Source organism: Mesorhizobium sp. B2-1-8, assembly GCF_006442545.2.
Lineage (GTDB): Bacteria > Pseudomonadota > Alphaproteobacteria > Rhizobiales > Rhizobiaceae > Mesorhizobium.
On record NZ_CP083952.1, the window covers coordinates 5,126,480 to 5,147,771 of the forward strand.

Here is a 21,292-nt window from a genome sequence, read left to right on the forward strand (position 1 = left end):
TCAGGAGTCGGCCGGATTCTTGCTGGAGCGGAATCAATGGCCGCGCAGATGAAACGCCGCCCAGGGCGCACCAGCGGTCGGTTATCAACGAGGTTGAGAAGGCCATTGTCGCTTTCGGCTAAGCTAGGACGCACGACCAGTGGAGGCTGCCAACCTCGGATGGTGCGGGCATCGGGTCCGACATTGATGGGAAGAATTGGGATTCTGTTTTGGAATAACGAGTTCAAGGATTTCCGCTCACTCCCGAATATGGGCAGCGGTAACATCTATGTTCCTAAAGGCGGATGGCAGGCTGCAACAGCGGACGTGATCGAGCTGATCGGACAGTCTGTTCTGTCGGCGTACCAGGCTTGTCGCGCCGAGCGTGACCGGATGCCACGCTGTAAGGCGGCCTAAGCGTGAGAGAAACGCGCATTCGAGTCCGTGCAGGATGGGAGTGGATCGACTGGCGCGAATTGTGGCAATCACGGGACCTTGTCATGCTGCTCGTACGCCGCGACCTCGTCACCAAATACGCTCAGACGATGCTAGGGCCCCTTTGGTTCGCCATCCAGCCGATTGTGATGGCAATCGTCCTGTCGGTCGCTATAAACGGCGGTGCCGGTGTCGCGACGGAAGGCGTCCCGCCGTTTCTCTTCAATCTCTGCAGCCTCGCGCCTTGGTTTTATTTCTCCCAGACCTTCGGCTCGGTCGGGGCCACATTCGTCAACAACGCCGACCTGTTCCAGAAGGTCTATTTTCCTCGCAGCTCAGTTCCGTTGGCCGTGGGTCTGTCGAACCTGGTCGCACTGGCCATTCAGACTAGCCTTTTCTTAATTGTTCTAATCACTTACCACGTCAGCGGGGTGTGGACATCGCACTCCTGGCGGATCATCCTCATTCCTGTCCTATTCGTCGAACTCGTCGTTTTCACGCTGGGGGCAGGCCTTTGTGTGGCCTCGCTTGCGGCACGCTATCGTGATCTCGTCCACGCCATGCAATACGTGCTCCTGATCGCCATGTTCGCCTCCTTGGTATTCGTGCCGTTGTCTAGCCTCCCGGCTCACCTTCGCTGGCTCCCCTGGTTCAACCCCCTTGCCGTGATCGTCGAGAACATGAGGTCGCTCGCACTCAATACCCCAGCTGTATCGGCAATTCAGTCGGCCGTGTCGGTAGCGATCAGCTTAGGCCTGTTTCTGGTGGGGCTTCTCGCCTTCGAGAGAGCATCCCGCACTGCGGTCGATTTGGCCTGACCGAGACAGATCCCATGAATCCAGCGATCGAGATCAAGAACCTGTCCAAGCGGTACGATTTGCATCCTCGACCGACATCGCTGCGTGAGAGTGTCGGAGCGTGGCTTGGCCGGGGCGAAGCGTCCGAGGCGCAGGGCACGCAATACTGGGCACTTCGCGGCGTGTCGCTGTCGATCGAGGCGGGCGAAGTCGTCGGCCTCATAGGCCTCAACGGGGCAGGCAAGTCAACTCTCCTCAAGATTCTCTCGCGCATTACAGATCCGTCGGCGGGAGAAGTCCGCATCCGCGGCCGCGTGGGCGCCCTGCTCGAGGTTGGTGCCGGCTTTCACGGGGACCTTACCGGACGGGACAATATCTACCTGAGCGGCGCCATTCTCGGCATGTCGAAGGCGGAACTGGACAGGCGCTTTGAGGAGATCGTCGCCTTCGCTGAGATAGAGCGCTTTCTCGATGTACCTGTAAAACGCTATTCGAGTGGTATGTTCGTTCGCTTGGCCTTCGCGGTGGCCGTCCACCTCGATCCGGATATTCTCATTCTCGACGAGGTCTTGTCGGTTGGGGACTCGCGCTTCCAACGCAAGTCCCTGTCCAAGATCGAAAGCCTCGTTACGAAGGGGGGGAGAACGGTGCTTCTGGTGAGCCATAACATGGATACGGTCAATCGGCTGTGTTCCCGCTGCCTTTGGCTCGAATCCGGATCAGTGAAGGCCCTCGGCGAAACGCGAGAGGTCGTGACGTCTTATCTCGCCTCGGCGGGTGACTTCGCGGGATCGAGCAATCGAATTGATGTTACCGCGGCACCTCGGACCGGCAATGGCAAAGCCCGCTTCCTCGGCATCTCCATCGATAGTGGGAATCCTTCTTCGTCGGGTCAGATCTGCACCGATGGGCCGGCCCGTTGCACGCTTGACATTGAAGCTGAAGACGACATCGACGTGGACAGTCTTGCCGTGGTTATCAATAGCCTTTCGGGCCTGAAACTCGTCAATGCAGATACAGCATTACTGGGGAATGCCTGCCGGCTGCGCGCTGGCCAGAACCGCGTGACTGTCACGATCGATCAGTTGCATTTGCTGCCGGGAACGTACGGCCTCGAACTCTGGATGGGACAAAGATCAGGTGACTACCTTGCAGGTGACATCCTGGATCACGTCCACCACGCCTGCCGGGTCGAGGTCCTTAGGCCGGGCGGACCTGATGGAAGGGTTCTTCCCGCGGAAGGCCTAATCCCCTGCGTCTACAAGTTCGAGGTCGAAACTTGACGGGAAGAACGACTTATTGCGCCAACCAGCGATCGATTGCAGGCTAGTCGCCCGATGCCGGCCCAAATTCCTAGGGCGAAATACAGATTGATGAATGAAGGCCGCCGATCGCGACCGCTGATCCGATCGAGTATCACGGCGTGTGCGGCATGAAGCGTCTGACGTAACGCGGAGCGGACGTATTGCCCAACGCAGGATGCAAAACCTCTCTCGCAGACCAAGGCGTCCACAAGTACCTGCGAGATGCCAAGGCCGAACGCCAGCCGTTTTAGGTAACTTGGCGTGGTCCGGAAGGCGGGGATAATGTGATCAATTACGCAATCGGGCGTGTACCATAGATCCCACCCGCACGCTGAAATCCGAAGGCTGATCTCCGTGTCGCCCCCCGAAACAAGCCTTCGCCCAATGCGGTCAGCGAGAAAAGGCGTTTCGATCCAGCCTGTTTGATCGAGGGCGGCGCGGCGCAGGACGATCCCGGCTCCGACCAGCCCCCAAATCCGGCATGCTTCGAGCCCATGGTCCTGGCAGGCCAAAGTCCAGCCCACGGCTTTGGGAAGCGGCTCGGCGCCGTTCTCCCAGTAGGGCCTGACAACCCCGCCGAAGGCTCCGCACCGCGGATGTGCATCAGCGAAAGCTATTGCGTTCGCCAGCCAGCTTTCATCGAGCAGGCAGTCATCGTCGACCAAGGCCAGCCACTCACCGGCCGTTTCCCTGACGCCGCGCTGGCGCGCAGGCGTCAATCCCTGCTGGCGTTCTCTCACGACACTCAGCTGTCCTATCCGCTTGGCGTTCTTGTGGCGCTCAACAACAAGCTGGGTGTCATCTGTGCAATTGTTGTCAACAACGAGCACTTCCCAAGATCGATCACGGCAGTATTGCCGCGCCAAACGATCCAGAGTTCGATCGAGAACAGACGAATTATTGTACGTACAAATAACGACGCTAACTTTGAATTTACCGCTCAAGATGAACTCCTTCTATTGGAATTGCCGCGCAAGCGACTTGTCGACGGGCTGCTGACAAGCTTACCCAGGCCCTATGGAGTGTCGATCGGTGTTGTATCATTTACAGAGGCTTCGCGCGCTCTCGCCTGCATCCTGATCCCCGGCATCGCAAATTGACCAGGGCGGCCTCTATGGCATAGCCAAAATGACAGTGGGAATTTCCATGGCCTTCCTATGGGCGTACCATTTTCCTAAGGCGCGGTCACTCGCCAGGTTACGACGGTCTTGCGCCCCGCGACTGACACTCCTAACATCGGTTTCAAATCACGTCGAAACGTGATCGGCCGAGTTCGCACATCTTGGAGCTAGGTCGATGACCAAGGTACGCCGCTCACCGCTTAGAGCCGCAGTCCAGTAGCGCGAAGCCAAGGCGTGAAACCTCTTGGCAGGACCCGACGGTATGTGATGCCTGAGAGCGCCCGGGGAGTTCGCTACGCAAAATGCAGGACGTTTGCCCATCGCATCTTGCCAGAAATTGTCAAGAGACGATTGAGGCGGCTAATGAGATATGGGCCGCCTGGCGTCGGAAAGGTGCGCTTCGGCGACTTCGGGCGGACTGATCCGATCAGCCGAGATTTCGGGTATGATCGCGGAACACCAATTGATCGGATCTACATCGAGAGATTTCTGGCGGAACACGCGTCAAGTATCCACGGTAGAACGCTTGAAGTCGTCGATGACGATTACACGGCTCGCTTCGGAGGACCGAAAACGACACAGCGCGATATCGTCGACTTGCGTCCTGAAAACACTCGAGCGACGATCGTCGGCGACCTCACGAACCTGAGCGCAGAGTGGAACGATAAGTTCGATGCGATCGTACTGACCCAAACCCTGCATCTCATCTTTGATCTGCAGGGGGCCGTTTCTGCGCTGTTCCGGCTCCTCAAGAGCGGCGGAACCGTACTTGTGACGGTGCCAGGCCTGACGCCCATTGATCATCATCAGGAATATGAAACGTGGTATTGGTCGCTGACGGAAGCTTCAGCTCGCCGATTGTTCTCGGATGTCTTTGGGGCGAACTCGACGCATATTGCTGTCTACGGGAACGTCTGCTCTGCGGTATGCTTTCTCGAAGGTATTGCCGCGGAAGAGCTCAAGCCAGAAATGCTGCACGAGCGGGACCATCACTTTCCTGTCACCATCGGGATATGCGCCACAAAGGGCTAATAGGATGGCTTGGACGCTCAAGACAAAGCTGCAGGGCGTTTTGCGTCGCCATGCCTTAAAGCCGGTGATCCTGATGTACCATCGCATCGCGGCAACGGACTTGGATCCCTGGGAACTCGCCGTTTCGCCAACCAATTTCGAGAAGCAGGTCCTGGACCTCGGAAAGACGAGACGTGTGCTGCCGTTGCTAGAGTTCGCATCGAGGCACATTGAAGGAAGCCTTCCACCTGACGCTGCAGCCATTACTTTCGACGACGGCTACGCGTGCAATGCCTTAATCGCGGCGCCTATCCTGGAAACGCTCGGTCTTCCAGCTACGTTCTTTCTGGCAACGTCCATGCTCGGCAAAACCGACGAGTTCTGGAACGATGCTCTCGAACGGGTTATCTTCGATCCTAGGGCAGCAGGACCAGCCTCCATGGTCGTCGCCGGTCGCGAGGCTCATGTTGATCTGGGTGAACACGCCGATGATTACCAATTGGGCCGAGGGTGGCGAGCCATGCAGGAGCCGCCTCGAACTGCGCGCGAGCACGCTTATCTCAAGCTTTGGGAAGTTCTGAAGCCGGTCTCACTTGATGTGCAATACCAAGCAATCGAATCACTCGCTCGCCAGGTCGGCAGTGACTTGGCGCCTCGAACCAGCCACCGACCTATGACGATTGATGAAGCCCGATTGCTCTCGCGAAGGTCGCGCTTGGACATTTCAGGTCACACACAAACCCACGTCTCTCTCCCATTGTGGGATCGGCACATCCAGCTGAAGGAGATCCAACAAAGTCGCCGGACGTGCGAGGACCTGTCGTGCCGCCCATGTCCCACATTCGCCTACCCCTATGGCGACTATTCCGACCTGACCATCGAATGCGCAATAGAGTCGGGGCTGGTCTGCGCCGTGTCGGCCTACCCCAGAACTGTGGCGAACACAGACCTCCCTCTGGTGCTGCCGCGGATCATGATGACAAACGAGAGCATTGTTGGACATCTCGGGGCAAATTGATGCACAAGCCCATGTTCGGCAGCGCGGTCGCAGCGTTATTGTTCAGCTCGTGAGCCGGCCTTCAAGTCGGGGCGAGATCATGCCTGTCTCGACGATCGGAAGCACGAAAGCCTGCGCCACCAAAGCTTGGCAGATCTGCTTCTTGAGCAAAGGGCCCACCGAGCGCTCTCGTATAAGCCTAGCCAAAGCTGAGATAAGTTCCTTCCGAACGACTAAATGAGTAGCCGTTCTAAAAATGATAGAAAAAGGAAATATTTTTAAGTAATTAAACAATACTTCTCGCAAGTACCGATCGATGATCATCTCCCTAACACGGCCATTGGAGAAACTCTGGTCGACGAGGACTTCCAACTGTCCGACATCGCCTCGATCGGAACGAACGACGGCAATGAAAGACCTGATATCTGGACCAAGATCGATCTGCGGAATGGCCCCGGGAATTCGGACAATCCGCGAGGCCACACTTCCAACAACGCCGATGCTGTCGGACGCATTAGCGGTAGCGGCGAGACGTTCTGTATGGTCCAGCACTTCGGTCACGAAAGAAGGCCCACAGCGGGCAATCGTGCCAATTCTCTGTATGAACTCTTGAAGGTGAGGTTTCAGTGTAGGCCAGCAGCCTTCCCAATTGGGTCTGAAGTCGCCTAATCCGATGGGAATGGCGTCGAACAAAGCCGCTGCGATATCAGAAGCTGACAAGGGCTCGGCAGGAAGAGCTTGCATCCCCCTCAGGATGCCCTGAGTTGAGTGCTTGCGTGCGACTGCAAGACCCGCCAGCCAACTGGCAAAGCGATATGCCGCAGCGGGGAACTCTGCAGGCGATACGCCGTCGGCATACATGGGATGGGGTCTGGGAACTCGGGGATCGGGGCCGTGCCCACGGGCGATGACGATGAGACCATCTCGAAACTCCTGCTCGTAGAAGGTACTGAGCGAGGATTCTGTTTGTCGGTAAAAGGCCACGAAGTCTTCAACGCCCCTGGAGCGGGCGCCAGACCGGATGACACGTTGCCAGAGATCCCAGTCTGCGCAGCCCATCAACGTTTCATCAAAACCGCCAAGCTCGTGAAAGGTCGAGTTTTTCAAAATGCATGCGTGGACCATAAACGTGGCCGTTGATGCAAGGCGATGGAATAAGTCGCCCCCGGGAAGGTGCACCTGCGACGGATCCTGGCTGTGGTCCCCGCACACGCGAAGGCCTAAGGCGTGCACAAGGTGCACATCCTGGCCGGCAGCGCGCAATAGCGAGCCAAGGGCATTAGGAGCAAGCCAGTCGTCGCTGTCGAGAAAAAGCAGCCAATCTGCCTTTGCTTTTGCCGCTCCCGTGTTTCTGGCCGAAGCAGCACCTTGCTGCGTCTGCAACCAGACCGAAATTCTGGCGTCTTGGGACGCGAGATTCTGAAGCACGGCGGGTGTTTCATCGGTAGACCCATCGTCAACGAGAATGGCTTCCCAGTCGGCGACGGATTGCGCCTTAAGTGAGGCCACCGCTTCGAGGATTAGCATGGGTTGATTGTGGACGGGGATGACTATGGAAACCTGCGGCATAGTGGTCCTGTCCAAAGGCATCCAGGTGCTTCGTGACCTTTCGAGGATCGCGAACAGGATGGTGCGCGCCTTCGCGGCGGCAACCAGGCGGTAGAATGTTAACTTTTTCTGGGGGCGGTTCAAGATGGAAAAAGGCAGCCGACACCGTCAGCTTCCGCAGCAACGACCTGCTTCAGCAGGCCCGGTAGGGAGAGTGCGCCGTCAATCGATCGCTTCAGAATTTAAGGGCGACCGAGCCTAAACAACCAGATGGTTAGCCGCGTCGTTGACGCGGTGGTGCAGACAGTGTTCCTGGCCGGCGCCGATCCGGCCATTTTCCCAACAACGGCGTTGCATCGTTGTCAATTGCCGAAGTGCCTTTTATTGGGATCAGTGACGGCTCTTCAATCTTCCGCTTGAGGGGCGGCCCGGCTGCCGCAGGGGGTCTTTGGGGGACCACGGCAGCCGGGCCATGCCGGAGTTCCTCCCGGCCCCCTATCCCGAATGCCACGTTAAGCATGGCAAGGCGGGTCCACCCGGCGAATACACGGAACATCAGAGCTTTCTAACGGTTCTGCTTTGTAGATTTCCAAGGTGGAGCGACGACCGTGTCAGCGTTTGAATTCGTCTACTTTTCTGGTTTGATGGCGAGTGATCTCTTAGGCGGCGTTGTCTCGTTGTTGGCTTGCTGTCTGCTCTACAACGTCATCGCGGAGGATCGTCCGAACCGGTAGGCGCGGGAGCCGAACGCTTGGCGCTCCTGGCTCCGCTTTTCATGCCACCGTGCGGGAACCCGTTATTCTTAGACTGGTTCGAAGGGCGGCAGCTCCCACGCTGCTGGTCAGGCCCCCAAGACTTGGCCGGGCCTGGTTCGCCGCCAGTGAGGTGGGCCCACAGCAATTGTCCAAATCCGCGTGGAGCCAGCTGCAGAAAGTTTTATCTCTCCCGGCTGGGAACAGCCGGACGCGCGGCAAGTTCGGGCGAACGCAGCCATAGTCCCTTTGCTGCTGGCCACGCGGGCAGCTTGGCCGGCCCGCGCCTTCTGGGGCGCGGGCCACGCCTGTCGACGGATCTTCCGCACTGGGCGCCAGTCGTCGGTGAACTATCCGCAAGGCTTTGATCTGGTTTCCTAATCGGCGAGGAATGCGGGAATAGCGTTGCAACATTTGCGGTGTCTGGTTGCCGTTTTCTTGCAATTCGATTTGACGATTCCCTTGTGCGCCGATGCGTGATTCACTCGTTTTGGCGGGCGAATCGAGGGGACGGCGAATGTCCAGGCCACGCGAGAAGCGCGAGACGGGAGAGCAGGACCTGTTCCGCTCCAGGCTCGATCAGATCATCAACATGAAGCACGAGTTGGTGCGGCTGGCGCAGGCGATCGACTGGCCGGTGCTGGAGGAGCGTTTCGGCGCGGTCTATTCGGACGGTCCTGGCATGCCGCCCTTGCCGACGCGACTGATGGCGGGCCTTGCGATCCTGAAGCACACTTTCGACTTGTCGGACGAGGAGCTGTGCGCCCGCTGGGTGGAGAACCCCTACTTCCAGTATCTGTGCGGTGAAGAGTTCTTCCGCCACGAGCTCTCCTTCGAGCGCTCATCGATGACGCGCTGGCGCCAGCGCATGGGCGAGGAGCCGATCACGGCGCTCCTGCAAGAAAGCCTGGCGGTGGCGGTCAAGAGCGGAGCGATGAAGCCGGCCGATACGCGCCGGGTGATCGTCGACACGACCGTGCAGCCGAAGAACGTGATGTTCCCCACCGACGCCAAGCTCGTCAATCGGGCGCGCGAGCGGCTGGTGCGGCTGGCCAAGAAGGCGGGGCTCGATTTGCGCCAGACCTACGTGCGGGTCGGCAAGCTGGCGCTGATCAAGCACCAGCGCTACGCGCACGCCAAGCAGTTCAAGCGGGCCAACAAGGCGCTGCGCAAGCTCAAGACCTATCTCGGCCGCACCATTCGCGACATCTCCCGCCGGATCACCGGCCAAACGGACCTCGAGGCGAGCTTCAAGTGGCCGCTCTACCAGGCCTCGGCGGTTCTGGAGCAACGTCAGCGCCAGCGCGGCCGCAAAATCTACAGCCTGCACGCCCATGAGGTCGAGTGCATCGGCAAGGGCAAGGCGCATGCCCCTTACGAGTTCGGCGTCAAGGTCTCGATCGCCACGACGCTCGAACGCTCGAAGGGCGGCCAGTTCGCCCTGCACGCTAAGGCACTGCCCGGCAATCCCTATGACGGCCATACGCTCGCGACCGTTATCCCCGACATGGAAAAGACCATCGGCAACGAAATCGGCCGCATCCTCGCCGACGCCGGATATCGCGGCCACAACGCACCTGAAAGCCACAAGCTCAGGGTCTTCACCGCCGGCCAGAAGCGCCGCGTCACACCTGCCATCAAGCGTCAGATGCGCAGGCGATCGGCAGTCGAACCCGTCATCGGCCACATCAAGGCCGAGCACCGCATGGGCCGCAACTACCTCGCCGGCGAACAGGGCGACGCCATCAACGCCATCCTCGCCGCCGCCGGCTACAACTTCTCGCTCCTGATCAAATGGTTCAGGCTGCTTTTGTGGCTTCTCATCACAGCACTCCAAAGCCGCCCCAGATCCAGCGCAGCCTGACCCACTTCATTGTTCACGGACGACGGCGCCACGGGTGATCGGCAGACTGGGGCGTCGCATGCGAACCACTCTATTTGCATTTGTGCTGCTCTTTATTGCGAGCGGCTTCTGGCTGGCAGCCGAGCGGTGATGGCCGGCGGGTAGTGTCTCAGTTTGAATTGCGAAAACGCCTATTCTGTTTGATCGAGGTGCGCAAACGCCTATAATTGCTTAGAGGAAAGCATGGAGGCCACTCATGTCGGTGTGCGCCCGCGAACTGTTCGATAGCTACGTCGCGAACAGCCTCAACCATCCGGACCTCAAAGGGGTCGGGGTTGGAACCCATGTGTTCAGTCTTACCTGTTTGGCAAGCGAGGCTCACATCCCAATGGCGGAGGTCATCGCAGAAGTCGGCCCGATTGCTGCTGCGCTTACAAAGCGGATCATCTAAACGATGCCGGACAGCGCGGGAGGTTGGAAGCGCATTTCTAGTGATCCAATCCACCAAGGCAGCGTCAACTCGCTCGCGCTCGGTAAACTCGTAGACCAAGCTCTGAGCGAGACCGCGCCATTCAGGATCCGGCGTCTTCGTTTGGAGAATGTCGGCATCGAACCCGGACACGCGGTGCGGCGTAGCTCAGCCTTGCGAATTGCCTGTGCAAACAATCTCCGGCTTCAAGGGGCCGTGAAACATGTTGTCGTGCCAAACGAGCTGTCTGAGGTCGCGCATGTCCACCGGCTGGCGACACACTGGGCATTGGTATAGATTCTCCGACCGATAAGCCGCACCCCCGTAGTGGTGGTTCGGCGGTGCCCCAAGCTCCGAAAGCTTCGTCATAACCAATCGAACATTCAACATAGCTAAATGTTCCCGAAAGGCTGCTCCCGGTCTAAATGCTGTTCCCATATCTGTTGGACTGGTCCGCTGCCCAAAGGCGGAGGGCCTTTCTATTTCTGGCGGGGAAACACGGGGACCTTGGCTGTCGTCTCTTGCTCCAACGGTTCATGGTTCGGTTGTTTGTGCCACATCACCTGGCGCAGATCGCGCGTCGACCGCTTGGCCGCACGGGGGCAGTTGTAGAAATGATCGTCCTCGTGGCGAGTTCGAGCATGCAGCTTGCCGGCGGTCGGTGGCCCAAGGTCGGATGGCTTCGTCAATTCCAAGAGGTCTGGACGCTCAGGCCCGGCCAAGCTGTACTCGTACAGCCGTGACGGCCGTGCAGAACTGGCCATGGTGCTGGATTTCCTCTGTCCCGATGACGAATTGATCGTAGCCCGTTTGATCGGCTCGGCCGGATACTCGGGACGTGCTCAATCTTATCCACGAATGCGAACAGAAGGGTGCAGTCGTCACGGTGCTTGACCCACATGTTTCAACACGAGGCAAAATGGGCCGCATTGTGCTAACGGTGCTCGGAAGGTCGCGCAAATGGAACGCGGGTTTATCAAGGAGCGCCAGCGCGAAGGCATCGAAAAGGCCAAACGGGATGGTGCTTATGCGGGGGCAAGCAGCGGCTCGACCCACGACCGGATTATTCAAATGCACTCCGAGGGAAACGTCCCTCGGAAATCGCGAATGCGGTCGGCTGCTTAAGAATGCAGGTCCACCGCAGTCTTGAGGCTGCCCTTTGATACTCGTCGCTTCCGCTGCGACCGCACCCAACCCAAAAGACACCAAAATGACGCCCACAGGCTTCGCAGGACCTCGGCCCGCAATTCTGATCCTCCTGTTGTGGCCGTGACATTTCGAACGGGCCGTGCCCGCCCAAATGTGCTCATCGATGTCGCAACTAAGGCTCTCAGGCTCTTGAAGCCATAAATTGGCGAACTAAATCCAGTGTGTCAGCCGCCGCCCAAGCCGGGGCTGGCGAACAAGTCGAGAAGGCGTTGAGGCTCGCTCAGCGGTTTTTTGGCGTCTTCTCGTTCCATGTTGCTCGAAGGAGGATATGGCTATGCGAACCGCTTTCGACTTACTCCCCTGTTCCGATCGAGCATCGGCTTCGATCGCATCGTCGACATGCTCGAGAATGCGAGCCGTGTCACGACGGTGGACAACTGGCCTCACTACGACATCGTGAAGACCAACGACGATGACTACCGCATCACCATGGCGGTGGCAGGCTTCACTGAGGACGAGTTGGCCATCACCCAGGAGCCAAACATGCTCCTCGTGGCCGGACACAAGGCAGAAGACGACGCCGGCGACTACCTGTATCGGGGCATCGCCGGCCGTGCGTTCCAGCGCCGCTTTGAGTTGGCCGACCACGTCAAGATCGTCGGCGCCAATCTCGCCAACGGTCTGCTGACCATCAATGTGAGGCGCGAAATTCCCGAAGAGATGAAGCCGCGCCGGATCGAAATCGCCAGCAGCGGCCCCGCGCGGAAGGTCGAGACGACCAAGCAGATCGAGGCGGATAAAGCCGACGCTGGCAAGGTCGAGGCCGACAAGGCGAAGGCCAGCAAGCAGGCGGCCTGAATAGTCGATGATCTCGCAACTCCGAGGGGCCGGGGGATCGTGCCTGGCCCCGCCGGAACTGCACCTCTACGAGGAAAGGAGGAAACAAAATGAGCGTACGTGATCTGATTCCATGGAGTCGCAATAACGGCAACCAGATGACCAGCCTTTATGGCGATCGTGATACCTTCCTATCGCTGCATCGCGAAATGATGGCGCTCTCGATGTTGAGTCCTTTGGCTGTTTCGACCAGGTAGGGATCGCTTCGCCGTCCAGTCCATCCAGTTGCGTGTGAAGATTCTTGGGCCGGCCGCGTCGATGACGACCCGATCGGCAGCCGTCGAACTTCACTTCGTGAATCCAATCGTCGCCCTCCGGCGGGGTCTCCACCAAGGTCGGCATCAGGGGCTTTATGAACGTCAGACGCATCCAGTGCACTCGCGGGTGGCAATTCAATTAGCGTGTGCTAAATTGGTTGCGGAACCCTAATTGCTGCGGGGTGTTGATCCGCCATGACGAGGCTATCCGAACTCGGCCCATCCATCATTGGCAGGCTTCACGGCCGCGTGGTCGCAAGCGAACAGGGCCATTTCTATAATTGCCAGGCATGTGGCCAGAAGGCCGATCAGCGCGACCTGCGGCAAGTCCTTTGGCACGAAGAGCCTGGCCACGAACCGTTGGAACCGGAGCCCGGTTTCAAGCTCCTGAAATTGCCAATTCCGGGACCACGCGAGAGGCGGCCGCGATGAGAAGCGGCAACACGAACGAGATAATCAAACTCGCGAGGTCATCCCCAGCGCGGGAGGGTAGCCGCTGACGGAAACCATTGGTCGGAGTCAAGAGATGACATCCTTTGGTAGCACCACCTTCGAGGCCATGCTCGGCGATCCACCGTTCTACGCATTGTCGGACATTCACGGTCGCTACGACCTTCTACAACGCGCACTTGACTGGATCGCGAAGGACGGCGGCGAGGAACCTGGCACGGTCGTCATCTTCGGCGGGGACTATATCGATTATGGCCCCGATAGCCGCAAGGTCCTTGACCGTCTACTAGCCGGGCCTAACAACGAGGAGATCGTATGGAGGTTCCTCGCGGGAAACCACGAACAGTTGATGCTCCAAGCACTTGGAACCGACAACGCTAACCTGTGGCATTCCTGGATGAGAGACGGTGGCAAAACGACCTTTAGCAATTACGTTCTATCTGCTGAACCCAAACTTATCGTCGACGCGAAAGCGTTGGCCGAGCATCGACGATTTTTGATGCGGATGTTACTCTGGGTCGAGGACAAGGGCCGCATTTTTGTTCATGCCGGCCTAAAAGATGTCGGTGCCGGTCACTACACCTTGGCTAGGCAAAGCGAGTTCGACATGTTGTGGATAAAGCCAAGGGATATGGACGCTGCATGGCCCAGCCATTTGAAGAAGTTGGTCGTTCACGGCCACACACCCTTCGATTGTGGTGTTCCGGGCAGACGCGTCTGCATCGACGGCGGGGTCGGCCGGCGGGGAGGCGGATTGATCGTCGCAAAGTTCAACAACAAGCAGTTGGAACCAACGCATAGGGAGAGGTTTGCCTGACGGTGTCGCGACCGGGCCCGAACTTCGTAGCGCAGGCGCGCCATGATTTACCTTGTGCCTGCGGCTTCCTCGCCCGATAGTCCCGGTAGGGACGCGGGCTGAAAGTGACCATGGCCGGCGAGTATCTGGACCAGCTTTTGGAGTGCCCTTATTGCGGCACCATACGTCTTATGATCCCGAAAGACGCTCAGCCTTCAACTACGATTAGCTGCGCCGACTGCGGCGAGTACCTTGGTACATGGGATGAGTTACACAGCCGCGAAGCCGAGCGGTAGGCGGCAGACGCCACAGCGCTCGTGACGTGCTCCCCGTTTTGTCCGCAATAAGTTAGCGCTGTTCACGTTGTGATCCTTGACGGATCGGGTTGCGGATTCAAGCGGGGTGAGCCCATCGAGGCTCGTGTGTGGGCGATTCACATTGTAGTCCATTCTCCATTCTTCGATGCTGTTGCGGGCATGCCGGTAGCTGGTGAAGAGCCGCTCATTGAGGCACTCGTCGCGTAGCCTCCCGTTGAAGCTTTCCACGAAGCCATTATCCGGCATGTTGTTCTCGGTGCCCATCGTTTGTTCGGTCGTCAGGTTTCGTTAAGCTTGGCGCATCCGGGCCACGGGGCACCGGGAGCACGCAAGTGCGGGCAGGCCGTCGTATGCAGATGAACTGCGAGTTCGAGCACGTTATCTGGCCGCCCCTACGACTCGCCCGGATGCGCTGCGAGCGCGGATCCGTATTTGTCGTGTTGCCCGCTGGCTCCCTGTTCGTGACCAACGATGGAGGGAACCGTGCGTATTATCGGCATGGACATACACCGCGTAGCCGCCGAGGTCGTGTCGTTGCTTGACGGCAAGATCGTCAAGCTCGGCCGCGTTCAAATGCTGCGCGATAAGCTCGAAGTGTTCGCCAAGAAGGAACTCACCCATGACGACCACGTGGTGATCGAGGCGACCGGCAATGCCGCGGCCGTTGCCGAGGTGCTATCGCCCTACGTGGATCGGGTCGTGATCGCCAATCCCAAGCAGGTGCACATGATCGCGCACGCAAAGGTGAAGACTGACACGATCGACGCCACAGTCCTTGCGAAGCTCTACGCCTCGGGCTTTCTGCCGGAGGTCTGGGTTCCGGATCCGGGGACCCTTGCCCTCCGAAGACAGGTCACCAGGCGGACACAGCTGGTTCGCCAGCGTTCGCGGCTGAAGAACCTGATCCAGTCAATCCTCCACGCCCACCTGATCCCGCCGTGTCCGCATGGGAACCTGGTCGGAATCAGCGGGCGCAAATGGCTGACGAGGCAAATATTGCCTGCGGATGAGCGCGCCGCCATCGAGCGCCACCTCGGCTTGATTAACCAGATCAACGAGGCTTTGACGGTGGTTGAGGCGGATATCGCGGTGCATGCGCTCCAGGATCCGACAATCCGCCGCTTGATGACGTTGCCCGGCCTCGACGTCACGGTGGCTGCAAGCGTTGCCGCGGCAATCGGAGACATACGGCGCTTCAGCGATCCACAGAAGCTCGTCGCCTATCTTGGCCTCAATCCGAGCGTGCGGCAGTCTGGTGAGGGGCCAGCCTATCACGGGCGCATCACAAAGCAGGGCCGCGGCCATGCGCGGGGGATGCTGGTCGAGGCGGCATGGGCGGCTGTGCGATCGCCAGGACCTCTACGCGCCTTCTACAAGCGCATCGCCTCGCGCCGCGGAAAGCACATCGCGGCCGTCGCCACTGCGCGCAAGCTTGCAATGATCATCTGGCACATGCTGAGCAAGAATACCGACTACATCTGGGCCCGGCCGGCCTTGCTCGCCCGCAAGTTTAGATCGGTCGAGCTGCGTGCCGGCCTTCCGACCAGCCATGCCAGACGCGGCACCGCCTTCGACTACAACATCCCGGCCAAGCGCGCCGAAGAACGATCCCGAGTCGAGAAGGCGGAAGCTGCCTATGCAGCAGCAACTTCCCGATGGCGGACGCGACCGAACAGGCAAAACGCTGTGGAAAAAGCCGCCGAATGAGAAGAAGGGGCTATTCTACAACAAAGCACATCGCGGCCGTCGCCACTGCGCGCAAGCTTGCAATGATCATCTGGCACATGCTGAGCAAGAATACCGACTACATCTGGGCCCGGCCGGCCTTGCTCGCCCGCAAGTTTAGATCGGTCGAGCTGCGTGCCGGCCTTCCGACCAGCCATGCCAGACGCGGCACCGCCTTCGACTACAACATCCCGGCCAAGCGCGCCGAAGAACGATCCCGAGTCGAGAAGGCGGAAGCTGCCTATGCAGCAGCAACTTCCCGATGGCGGACGCGACCGAACAGGCAAAACGCTGTGGAAAAAGCCGCCGAATGAGAAGAAGGGGCTATTCTACAACAAAGCACATCGCGGCCGTCGCCACTGCGCGCAAGCTTGCAATGATCATCTGGCACATGCTGAGCAAGAATACCGACTACATCTGGGCCCGGCCGGCCTTGCTCGCCCGCAAGTTTAGATCGGTCGAGCTGCGTGCCGGCCTTCCGACCAGCCATGCCAGACGCGGCACCGCCTTCGACTACAACATCCCGGCCAAGCGCGCCGAAGAACGATCCCGAGTCGAGAAGGCGGAAGCTGCCTATGCAGCAGCAACTTCCCGATGGCGGACGCGACCGAACAGGCAAAACGCTGTGGAAAAAGCCGCCGAATGAGAAGAAGGGGCTATTCTACAACAAAGCACATCGCGGCCGTCGCCACTGCGCGCAAGCTTGCAATGATCATCTGGCACATGCTGAGCAAGAATACCGACTACATCTGGGCCCGGCCGGCCTTGCTCGCCCGCAAGTTTAGATCGGTCGAGCTGCGTGCCGGCCTTCCGACCAGCCATGCCAGACGCGGCACCGCCTTCGACTACAACATCCCGGCCAAGCGCGCCGAAGAACGATCCCGAGTCGAGAAGGCGGAAGCTGCCTATGCAGCAGCAACTTCCCGATGGCGGACGCGACCGAACAGGCAAAACGCTGTGGAAAAAGCCGCCGAATGAGAAGAAGGGGCTATTCTACAACAAAGCACATCGCGGCCGTCGCCACTGCGCGCAAGCTTGCAATGATCATCTGGCACATGCTGAGCAAGAATACCGACTACATCTGGGCCCGGCCGGCCTTGCTCGCCCGCAAGTTTAGATCGGTCGAGCTGCGTGCCGGCCTTCCGACCAGCCATGCCAGACGCGGCACCGCCTTCGACTACAACATCCCGGCCAAGCGCGCCGAAGAACGATCCCGAGTCGAGAAGGCGGAAGCTGCCTATGCAGCAGCAACTTCCCGATGGCGGACGCGACCGAACAGGCAAAACGCTGTGGAAAAAGCCGCCGAATGAGAAGAAGGGGCTATTCTACAACAAAGCACATCGCGGCCGTCGCCACTGCGCGCAAGCTTGCAATGATCATCTGGCACATGCTGAGCAAGAATACCGACTACATCTGGGCCCGGCCGGCCTTGCTCGCCCGCAAGTTTAGATCGGTCGAGCTGCGTGCCGGCCTTCCGACCAGCCATGCCAGACGCGGCACCGCCTTCGACTACAACATCCCGGCCAAGCGCGCCGAAGAACGATCCCGAGTCGAGAAGGCGGAAGCTGCCTATGCAGCAGCAACTTCCCGATGGCGGACGCGACCGAACAGGCAAAACGCTGTGGAAAAAGCCGCCGAATGAGAAGAAGGGGCTATTCTACAACATCCGTCTGCATCGGCTTGCCCGGCGCGATGTAGTGCCATTCGACCTGCCGATCCTCTTGCCACGCCAGGCTGGCATTCGAGGTCAGCTCGGTGCCATTGTCCGACACGATCATGCAGGGGTAGCCGCGATGCTCGGCGATGATGTCGAGTTCCCGGGCGACACGCTCGCCTGAGATCGAGTTGTCGACTAGCTGCGAGGAGGAACCGGCCTGGGTTCAGTCATTGTCTCGAAAGTGAAAGATCCGCTCGTCGCCTTCCGTGGTGTGCCAGTCGACAGCGTGCGCTAGCCCGTATCCGGCGTCGGCAAAGAGGCGGATCAGCTCCGTTTCCGTAAATGTGTTGGTCCAGCCTGCGCCAGCGCGGCGGAACGTTTCCGGCAGCCTGGCCAGGCTATGTCGGGGGTGAGCCGCGCAACCATATGACGCGATACAAGCCGGCGATTGCTGCCTCAGCCATTCTACAAAGGAATGTAGATCGTGAACGTATTCGAGAACCCCAGCAAAAATTGCGAGATCGAATGCATGGGCGGTCAGATCAGGCAAGGGTCGTTGATTTAGGTCCAGCACGATGGTGCCAGGTCCGCGGCTCACGAGGTCGGACGGGGTGTATTGGCAGCTTGGGTCGAGATGACGTTGAAGCTTGCCCATTCCCACGCCAAACTCAATCACCCTCGCCCCAGGTGGCACTAACCGGGCAATGATTTTCGTCCTTTCCTCCCAGTCCTCGAATGCCGATGCATCGGTCCACCGCTCAAAGTCGGTCCTTCCGAACAGCTTGCATCTGAGCGCTTTTAGTCTTGTCGACCAACTGTTGTATTCCAGCAATGGCGGCCCCTGATTCAGCCTTGGTCCCCGATCGCGTCACGAATGCGACGGTAAACGGTATGGCCGGCAGCGATTTGAGCTTCGGCCCTGGCCAATATCGCCGGGCGAATAGCGGGCGCCTCTTCCCACAGGCGCCGGAGCGCCGATCGAAGCCTCTCGGCAGAGTTCGGATGATCGAGTGCCACCATCTCGCAGCCCGTGCCGAACATATCGGCGAGGCCAAGGAACTTGTCGACATAGTAGTCGGATCTGGCTAGCCCGATCGTCGGGATACCGTTGGCCAACGCGAAAACGCCGGCATGGTAGCTGCCAGTGACTACGACCCGACAGCGCTGGATTTGCCGAATGAGGTCGATCGGCCTGCGGATCGCGAGTGCCCGGTTCAACTCGGTCTCATCGGTGGGCATCAGTCCACGAATTGCGTCGATGTCCGCTTCGCGAGGCACCCATGAGACTGGAACGGCGATCAATGGTGCCTCGAGCGAATCCGATGTGGCGCCTAATACATGTCGCAGCCCTTCGAGAATACCCGCTGATACTCCTGAATAGGAGGAAAGACGTAGATTGACGCCAATGCCGGTGCCAAGCTCATCCACTCGCATCTCATGCGCCATTTCGATGGCGTCATCGCCGGTTGCGCAGATCCTGTCCTTGGAAACACCCAGCTCCGCGAGCAGAGGAAGCCCGGCTCGCGTTTCGCGAAGCGCGATCAAGTCGAGCCTTGGCAATATTGCCGATGCACGCGCTCTCAGTTCGGCATTGGCAAGCGGGCCCATCCCCTGGCCGACCATGACCACTGGCCGTCCTTTCCTTGCAAGCGCGAGATTCAGAGTTTCGAGTACCGACAGGGCATATTCTGGGAAAGCGTCTGTGATTCCGCCCATTCCACTTACAAGCACAAGGTCTGCCCTGTCCACAGCATCAGTGAAGCGAAGAAGTGCCGCGCGCGCATCCGGCATATGCCTAAACTTAAGGCGCCAGAACAGAGAAACGAGCCTCGGCGCGTGTCGGCGAATGCGATCGGGCCAGTGCTTGGGCACGAACCGCTTCAACTTGGCCGGCCTGAAATCAGGCTTGAGCCATAGGGCGCGCCCTTCGGCGGACAGGGGGGTGGCAAAGGGACAAAAGCGGCGAAGCGCGTCCGGATCGTCAGTCAGAACGTTGATCGTCGAATTGTCGCACAGCCGCGCAAGCCGCTCCGTGGCAGCATAGAGCATTGCCATGTCGCCGATATTGCGCAGCACATAATCGCTCGGCTCTACGAGTATCTGGATTGGGCGATGATTAATGCGCATCCTGTTCCCCTAGATCCGAGTGGAGGGCCGAAGGTTAGCACAACGTCTGAGAGCCTGACTCGAAATTCATGCGGCATGGCACTCGCCTCTCGCCAGCCTTCGCATCATTAGGAAGGCGAGAGCGATCTGGAGCCACGCGAAGGTGACTCGAGGGTCGCCTCGAAGTCCTTCGCCAGGCGACGGGCGCGATTTATCCAACCGAAGTTTCTTTCGACGACCCAACGCTTTGGCAGCACGACGAACACCTTGATTTGTGTATCGGTGCGTTTGACGACGGTGATGGCGATGCGGCTATCCTCGTTGCGCGGTACGGCGGACTCTCGAACGCCGAAGACATGATCGATCGGTTGCTGAACTCACTCAAAGCTTGGGTGAAGACTGCCCACCCATTTCGCCATGGAACCCAATCGGATCAAATTCACGAAGCGCCATTGGACCTCGCGATCCTCTCGGCCACGCACGGTATGGGTTTTTTGCGGTTTCTGGCTACACCGGCGCCCTAGGGCAACGCCTTCTCTAGCGCTCGTCTGGCCATCTCAAGCCGCGCCTCGTCGCCACCGTAGTCCTCGCCTACGCTGCCCGAGGAGTGACCCAGCACGATGTCTTGGTCCGACTTGGTGACACCTGCCAGACGTAGCCGGTCTTTTATAAGATGCCGGAGCGAGTGTGTAGTTGCCTTCGGGTCGGTGACACAGGCCCGTACATGCTTTCAAGAGCAGCAGAAGCTGAGGACGCGCCTTTAGGCCGGCCATAGGTCGGGAACAGCATCGACGAGTTGCCTGCCGCAGCCACGGCTTCCTCAGCAGCTGCCAACGCATCGCCGATCAAGGGCACATTGCGCCTCGCCGCCGGCGCCAGGCTCTTCTTCCTGCCGAAATACTCGCCCGATCTTAATCCGATCGAACAGCTCTTTTCAAAACTCAAGCACTGGCTGAGAAAGGCAGCAAGCCGCACCGTCCAAACCGTTTGCGACGCGATCGGCCAAATTCTCAACCGCATCACACCGACAGAATGCTCACACTACTTCGAAAACTCCGGATATGACCGAAACTAATCTCATCCCGCTCTAGCGCCTCCAGGTCGAGCTGGGTGGAATGATTGCACTTGGGATGGCCGCACGTAACGTAGAACGTCTCACGGCTGCGAATGGCGTCGGCGATGGTCTTGGACATGGTGCGGCCTCGGAAAGGAAGAAATCGCCGCACGGGGAATATGTTCCTATCGATGAATGATTGACAAGGGCGTCGCCTGAGGGAACCGGCAGCCATCAACAACGTTCTCTCGCATGTTCAAGAAGATTGCCTTTGCCGCCATACTGCTTCAAGTCGCCGCCTTCTCGGCTCTCCTGACGCAAACATTCCTTTTGGGATCGACGGCCACGCAAGCGGCCAGTGTCCAAGGTGAGCCCGCTGTGGCCATCACAGACACGGAATGCGCCAAGGCGACTTGGCCCGATATCCCGGTTCGATGCCTGGAGAGGGTTCAGGCTCGGCAACTCACCGTCACCATGACAGTGCAATAAGCGGGCCCTTGGCCGACTCTGTGATTGCAAAACATTCACCATGTCCTGAATCACCGGCGCGACTGCGGAACAAAGTAAGCCAGCGTTGAGTTAACGGGGCGAAGGGGCAATTCAACCAAACAGGGATCTTCGCAATGAA

General features: G+C 59.1%; 19 protein-coding genes and 5 pseudogenes. 16 read left to right on the forward strand and 8 right to left on the reverse strand.

Annotated features, from left to right (window positions below; all coding sequences use genetic code 11):
• Positions 1-479 precede the first annotated feature (479 nt).
• Both FJ970_RS25295 and FJ970_RS25300 read left to right on the forward strand, forming a co-directional pair.
• Positions 480-1,232, forward strand: a complete 753-nt coding sequence (locus FJ970_RS25295; protein WP_140765621.1) for an ABC transporter permease — start codon at positions 480-482, stop codon at positions 1,230-1,232.
• A gap of 14 nt (positions 1,233-1,246) precedes the next feature.
• Positions 1,247-2,494 carry an ABC transporter ATP-binding protein gene (locus FJ970_RS25300; protein WP_140765619.1) on the forward strand — a complete coding sequence of 416 codons (1,248 nt, stop codon included), beginning with the start codon at positions 1,247-1,249 and terminating at the stop codon, positions 2,492-2,494.
• Here the strand turns inward: FJ970_RS25300 and FJ970_RS33945 are convergent.
• Positions 2,470-3,459 (reverse strand): glycosyltransferase, encoded by a 990-nt coding sequence (locus FJ970_RS33945; RefSeq protein WP_181178840.1) that lies wholly within the window; start codon positions 3,457-3,459, stop codon positions 2,470-2,472. The two genes, FJ970_RS25300 and FJ970_RS33945, sit on opposite strands and share 25 nt — an antisense overlap.
• A 570-nt stretch (positions 3,460-4,029) precedes the next feature.
• Between FJ970_RS33945 and FJ970_RS25310 the strand changes: the two genes are divergently transcribed.
• On the forward strand, positions 4,030-4,668 hold the full coding sequence (locus FJ970_RS25310; RefSeq protein WP_181178839.1) for a class I SAM-dependent methyltransferase: 639 nt from the start codon (positions 4,030-4,032) through the stop codon (positions 4,666-4,668).
• Between the two features lie 4 nt (positions 4,669-4,672).
• Positions 4,673-5,665, forward strand: coding sequence for a polysaccharide deacetylase family protein (locus FJ970_RS25315; protein WP_181178838.1), 993 nt, complete (start codon positions 4,673-4,675; stop codon positions 5,663-5,665).
• 42 nt (positions 5,666-5,707) lie between these two features.
• On the opposite strand, the gene FJ970_RS25320 is transcribed toward FJ970_RS25315, so the two are convergent.
• On the reverse strand, positions 5,708-7,336 hold the full coding sequence (locus tag FJ970_RS25320) for a glycosyltransferase family 2 protein (RefSeq protein ID WP_140765613.1): 1,629 nt from the start codon (positions 7,334-7,336) through the stop codon (positions 5,708-5,710).
• Between the two features lie 1,125 nt (positions 7,337-8,461).
• On the opposite strand from FJ970_RS25320, the gene FJ970_RS25325 reads away from it, so the two are divergent.
• Both FJ970_RS25325 and FJ970_RS25330 read left to right on the forward strand, forming a co-directional pair.
• Complete coding sequence (locus FJ970_RS25325; RefSeq protein ID WP_227791889.1) at positions 8,462-9,808, forward strand: IS5 family transposase; 1,347 nt, start codon at positions 8,462-8,464, stop codon at positions 9,806-9,808.
• Positions 9,809-10,043: 235 nt separating this feature from the next.
• Positions 10,044-10,238 (forward strand): hypothetical protein, encoded by a 195-nt coding sequence (locus FJ970_RS25330; RefSeq protein ID WP_140765889.1) that lies wholly within the window; start codon positions 10,044-10,046, stop codon positions 10,236-10,238.
• A gap of 497 nt (positions 10,239-10,735) precedes the next feature.
• Here FJ970_RS25330 and FJ970_RS25335 read toward each other — a convergent pair whose 3' ends face one another.
• Complete coding sequence (locus FJ970_RS25335) at positions 10,736-11,020, reverse strand: hypothetical protein (RefSeq protein ID WP_224598525.1); 285 nt, start codon at positions 11,018-11,020, stop codon at positions 10,736-10,738.
• A 694-nt stretch (positions 11,021-11,714) separates the two neighbouring features.
• Between FJ970_RS25335 and FJ970_RS25345 the strand changes: the two genes are divergently transcribed.
• From FJ970_RS25345 to FJ970_RS25355, 3 genes and pseudogenes are all read left to right on the forward strand, one after another.
• Complete coding sequence (locus FJ970_RS25345; protein WP_140765893.1) at positions 11,715-12,263, forward strand: Hsp20 family protein; 549 nt, start codon at positions 11,715-11,717, stop codon at positions 12,261-12,263.
• Between the two features lie 89 nt (positions 12,264-12,352).
• Positions 12,353-12,463: pseudogene (locus FJ970_RS25350) on the forward strand (Hsp20/alpha crystallin family protein); the annotation flags it as partial.
• A 622-nt stretch (positions 12,464-13,085) separates the two neighbouring features.
• Entirely contained in the window at positions 13,086-13,826 is a 741-nt protein-coding gene (locus FJ970_RS25355; RefSeq protein WP_140765897.1) for a metallophosphoesterase, read from the forward strand.
• Positions 13,827-14,074: 248 nt separating this feature from the next.
• On the opposite strand, the pseudogene FJ970_RS25360 reads toward FJ970_RS25355, so the two are convergent.
• Positions 14,075-14,359 (reverse strand): annotated as a pseudogene (locus FJ970_RS25360) (integrase core domain-containing protein); the annotation flags it as partial.
• A gap of 261 nt (positions 14,360-14,620) precedes the next feature.
• On the opposite strand from FJ970_RS25360, the gene FJ970_RS25365 reads away from it, so the two are divergent.
• From FJ970_RS25365 to FJ970_RS25390, 6 genes are read left to right on the forward strand one after another with little or no spacing between them, the layout of a single operon-like run.
• Complete coding sequence (locus tag FJ970_RS25365; RefSeq protein WP_227792197.1) at positions 14,621-15,829, forward strand: IS110 family transposase; 1,209 nt, start codon at positions 14,621-14,623, stop codon at positions 15,827-15,829.
• On the forward strand, positions 15,826-16,161 hold the full coding sequence (locus FJ970_RS25370; RefSeq protein WP_227791907.1) for a hypothetical protein: 336 nt from the start codon (positions 15,826-15,828) through the stop codon (positions 16,159-16,161). The genes FJ970_RS25365 and FJ970_RS25370 overlap by 4 nt, the downstream gene beginning before the upstream one ends.
• The gene (locus FJ970_RS25375; RefSeq protein WP_227791907.1) at positions 16,158-16,493 is read left to right on the forward strand and encodes a hypothetical protein; all 336 of its coding nucleotides are present in this window, start codon (positions 16,158-16,160) and stop codon (positions 16,491-16,493) included. Before FJ970_RS25370 ends, FJ970_RS25375 begins: the two co-directional genes overlap by 4 nt.
• Entirely contained in the window at positions 16,490-16,825 is a 336-nt protein-coding gene (locus tag FJ970_RS25380; protein WP_227791907.1) for a hypothetical protein, read from the forward strand. The genes FJ970_RS25375 and FJ970_RS25380 overlap by 4 nt, the downstream gene beginning before the upstream one ends.
• Entirely contained in the window at positions 16,822-17,157 is a 336-nt protein-coding gene (locus FJ970_RS25385) for a hypothetical protein (protein WP_227791907.1), read from the forward strand. Before FJ970_RS25380 ends, FJ970_RS25385 begins: the two co-directional genes overlap by 4 nt.
• Positions 17,154-17,489, forward strand: coding sequence for a hypothetical protein (locus FJ970_RS25390; RefSeq protein WP_227791907.1), 336 nt, complete (start codon positions 17,154-17,156; stop codon positions 17,487-17,489). The genes FJ970_RS25385 and FJ970_RS25390 overlap by 4 nt, the downstream gene beginning before the upstream one ends.
• A gap of 13 nt (positions 17,490-17,502) precedes the next feature.
• Here FJ970_RS25390 and FJ970_RS25395 read toward each other — a convergent pair.
• The 4 genes and pseudogenes from FJ970_RS25395 to FJ970_RS25410 all read right to left on the reverse strand — a co-directional run.
• Positions 17,503-17,703, reverse strand: a pseudogene (locus FJ970_RS25395) (integrase catalytic domain-containing protein); the annotation flags it as partial.
• Positions 17,704-17,727: 24 nt separating this feature from the next.
• Positions 17,728-18,336, reverse strand: coding sequence for a class I SAM-dependent methyltransferase (locus FJ970_RS25400; protein WP_140762672.1), 609 nt, complete (start codon positions 18,334-18,336; stop codon positions 17,728-17,730).
• A 14-nt stretch (positions 18,337-18,350) separates the two neighbouring features.
• Positions 18,351-19,631 (reverse strand): polysaccharide pyruvyl transferase family protein, encoded by a 1,281-nt coding sequence (locus tag FJ970_RS25405; RefSeq protein WP_140762669.1) that lies wholly within the window; start codon positions 19,629-19,631, stop codon positions 18,351-18,353.
• A gap of 66 nt (positions 19,632-19,697) precedes the next feature.
• Positions 19,698-19,912: pseudogene (locus FJ970_RS25410) on the reverse strand (transposase); the annotation flags it as partial.
• A gap of 569 nt (positions 19,913-20,481) precedes the next feature.
• Between FJ970_RS25410 and FJ970_RS25415 the strand changes: the two are divergent.
• A pseudogene (locus FJ970_RS25415) lies at positions 20,482-20,685 on the forward strand (transposase); the annotation flags it as partial.
• Positions 20,686-21,292: the final 607 nt, after the last annotated feature.